Source organism: Neisseria sp. HMSC70E02 (genome assembly GCF_001838645.1).
GTDB classification, from domain to species: domain Bacteria; phylum Pseudomonadota; class Gammaproteobacteria; order Burkholderiales; family Neisseriaceae; genus Neisseria; species Neisseria macacae.
In genome coordinates this window covers 1-251 of the sequence record NZ_KV838086.1, presented here as the reverse complement: position 1 = coordinate 251, position 251 = coordinate 1, and the positions used below count along the sequence as shown (strand labels likewise).

Genomic DNA, 251 nt, shown 5'->3' with positions numbered 1-251 from the left:
GCAACAGGCACACTTAGCCTGTTAGCCGCTTTCAACAGGTTCAAACACATCGCTTTCAGATGACTTTGCGCACTCACTTTGAGCAGACCCAAATAGGCTGCCCGGGCGTAGCGGAATTTACGGTGCAGCGTACCGAAGCTTTGTTCGACCACATAACGGGTCTTTGATAAATATCGGTTGCGTTTGGTTTGCGCTTCCGTCAGCGGACGGTTGCGGTGGGCTTTGCGCATAATGCCGTCCAGCAACTGATG

At 52.6% G+C, this 251-nt stretch carries 1 protein-coding gene; it reads right to left on the bottom strand.

The genetic code is table 11. The features are described 5' to 3' along the window. A partial coding sequence (locus HMPREF3277_RS06130) for an IS5/IS1182 family transposase (RefSeq protein WP_070870368.1) occupies positions 1 to 251 on the bottom strand: 251 nt, incomplete at both ends.